This is a genomic window from Acetivibrio ethanolgignens, from assembly GCF_001461035.1.
In the GTDB taxonomy this organism is placed as follows: Bacteria; Bacillota; Clostridia; order Lachnospirales; family Lachnospiraceae; genus Velocimicrobium; species Velocimicrobium ethanolgignens.
The window spans coordinates 1-2,321 of the sequence record NZ_LNAM01000060.1 but is presented as its reverse complement, the minus strand read 5'-3'; the positions used below and the strand labels follow the sequence as shown (position 1 = coordinate 2,321).

Annotated in this window: 2 protein-coding genes and 2 pseudogenes; 3 read left to right on the top strand and 1 reads right to left on the bottom strand. The window is 39.3% G+C overall.

Annotation, left to right across the window (positions count from 1 at the left end):
• Positions 1-50: 50 nt before the first annotated feature.
• From ASU35_RS20070 to ASU35_RS04050, 3 genes and pseudogenes are all read left to right on the top strand, one after another.
• Positions 51-243: pseudogene (locus ASU35_RS20070) on the top strand (terminase large subunit); the annotation flags it as partial.
• Positions 244-316: 73 nt separating this feature from the next.
• On the top strand, positions 317-598 hold the full coding sequence (locus tag ASU35_RS04055) for a hypothetical protein (RefSeq protein ID WP_058351781.1): 282 nt from the start codon (positions 317-319) through the stop codon (positions 596-598).
• 17 nt (positions 599-615) lie between these two features.
• Positions 616-1,041, top strand: coding sequence for a hypothetical protein (locus ASU35_RS04050; protein ID WP_242861194.1), 426 nt, complete (start codon positions 616-618; stop codon positions 1,039-1,041).
• A gap of 275 nt (positions 1,042-1,316) precedes the next feature.
• On the opposite strand, the pseudogene ASU35_RS04045 reads toward ASU35_RS04050, so the two are convergent.
• Positions 1,317-2,267: pseudogene (locus ASU35_RS04045) on the bottom strand (IS91 family transposase); the annotation flags it as partial.
• Between the last annotated feature and the right edge of the window lie 54 nt (positions 2,268-2,321).

Below are 2,321 nucleotides of genomic sequence, written 5' to 3'. Positions count from 1 at the left end.
GTAGGATTTAATCTGCGGCAGGATTGCGACAGGAGAGAATTATAATTTGACGCGTGACACTTGAGCAGAGGATTGCACACGGAGGGCATACCGTCCTTCGATGGAATATGGATAATATATACATTCGTACTGACCCTGCCGGAAATATCAAGGCAGATAAATCAAAATCAATGTGGAAATGACACTTCTGAAAGTGTGTATGATACGAGAGGACTGTTGGTGTCTGATTGCAACTGTGTATGATTTTGTAAAATCATACGATGGCTGCAAAATTTTATGCTAGAATAAGGGTATCAAGTAAAAGGAGGCAGATATAATGGATGAGGAAGGATATGTAAGATTTCTTGAGAGTCAAGGATTATCTCTAAATGGAATAAATACCCGAAAGAGCAAAGCCAACGATGTTATGGATATTATTGGTAAAGACCTTGATGTTATAGTTGCTGATGATGAAGAAATGTATAGGGCAATCATTGAGTTACAAAAGGTTGATGACCCAGCACATACACCTGGGCAAAATGCATTAAGAAAATATTATGCATTCAGAAATGGAAAGGAATTTCCAAGAGTAGCAGATTATGAAAGAACAAGAAAATAACGATTTGTGGAGGGTAAATGATGATTACATTATACAAATATAAGGCAGATGTTCCATATAGCCTTCATGATATGAGAATATGTAAAATAGAAAGCATGGAGAAGTCATTAAAGTTATACTTTGAAAATGGGTATGTAGCATGTACAGAACCTTACCAACAAGTAAATGGTAATATTTCTATTGAAGAAGTAGATTATGATTTTTGCTTTGCTTATTTATTAAGTGATAATGGTAACTTTGGAGCATTCAATGGAAAAAAGCTTGCTTTGTTAGATTTCCTTAGGGAATATACAAATTTCTCTTTTGAAGTGGTTGATGAAAGCTATGGATATAATTCTGTGGTTTATAATGGCTATTTAATTTTGCCTGAAAAGGATGATTTCATTGAACTAACGCTAACAATTTATCATTCAGGCAATATCATTTACGAAACTGAGCAATAAATTCTTTAGGTTACAATCGATGATGGTGTAAACGAAAAAGCAGCTTTGACATTGCAGGGAGCTGCCCTTTCGTTTACACCATTTTCGATTTGACCTAATTGAACAAAGTGAGGGTCCAGGCAACCGCAACCTATGGACTTTCAATTCTTTGTTCCTGTCCATGATTATATATGATTTTCGGTATGAAAGCTACAGCATTTCATGAAAAACAGGCAAATGGGCATGACGATAAAACCTCAGAAACTGAGGCTTTTAAAAGTATGAGATGTTGCTCTTTAGCAGCGCAGTGGCATTCTCATCTGTGACTTTCCGAGATGCCCACTACATGCTTTACACACACATACTTTGACACCATAAAGCTGTTCAAGCACTTCTGGCATTTCCATATCACGAAGCCTGGAAATGTACTTCTGGCAGCCAAGGAGATTTCTGCGAAGAGTGAGCTTCTGATTTTTGGTACGTGAACATAACAACCCATAGTGTCGGATACGTACAAAACGCCTTGGTGGTACATGCATGGGAAACCGCCGGATAAACTCCGCACCTGAAATGGTCACTTCCTTCCACTGCCCCTCATTACAGTAATCCTTTACTGAGAATGTAACGGCATCATTATCCATACGGACGATGCGGTGATTACTGATGGCAATGCGGTGAGTATACCTACCAAGGTATTTAATTACTGATTGGGCACCATTGAATGTATAATGGTTACGGAACTTTTCTGCAGTACCATGAAATACCAGTTTATCCTCTTCCCACAGCCTCTTTAGCTCCTCCAGATATTTTCCGCGGAACACTTTGGAGATGACCCGGATTGGAAGGAAGAAATTTTCACCATTGTCCTTCCACTGGTTGTTGGAAGTTAGCCCTCCACCCAGCAGGATGGTATGGATGTGAGGATGAAAGTTCATTTCAGAATCCCATGTATGTAAAATGCAGATGTACCCCACCTTTGCGCCGAGATGTTTTGGGTCGGAAGCCAGCTCGCTGATAGTCGAAGAAGCTGCATGGCATAAGGCATCATAAAGAAGCTTTTGGTTGCTGTAAATGACAGGGTTTAAAATATCAGGAACAGTAAAAACCAGATGGAAATAAGGCGCATCAAGGACATCCTCCCTGCGGGCATCCATCCACATTTCTTTCGGAACAGCCTGACACATGGGACAGCAACGGTTACGGCAGGAATTGTAATGGATCTGTATGGCACCGCAGTCCTCACATATAAATGGTACAATATATATGTACAAAAAATCCAAAATAAAAATGTACAAATGCTA